The sequence below is a fragment of the Belnapia sp. AC561 genome, assembly GCF_979252845.1.
Genome location: NZ_CEEDBP010000383.1, coordinates 1 through 248, shown reverse-complemented (window position 1 = coordinate 248; position 248 = coordinate 1). Strand labels below are relative to the sequence as shown.

At 68.1% G+C, this 248-nt stretch carries 1 protein-coding gene; it reads right to left on the bottom strand.

Features of this window, described 5'->3' with window-relative positions; genetic code table 11:
- The coding region (locus AC0IW9_RS31525; protein WP_471652222.1) for a phosphoadenosine phosphosulfate reductase domain-containing protein at positions 1–248 on the bottom strand (248 nt) is incomplete at both ends.

Sequence of the window (248 nt, the reverse complement as noted above, 5' to 3'; positions counted from 1 at the left end):
CAATTCGGGCCGCTGCGCCTTCGGGTCCCAGCCGTGACTGGCCGACCGGAACGAAAAGATGCGCTCCTTCGCGCGGCTCTTCTCCTCGTCGCGCCGCGCGCCGCCGAACGCCGCGTCGTAACCGCCCACGGTCAGCGCCTGCTTCAGCCCCTCGGTCTTCCAAAGGTCGGTGTGTCGGCCGCCATGATCGAACGGATTGATCCCCGCCGCCACCGCGTCCGGGTTCTTGTGGACGATCAGCTCCATGC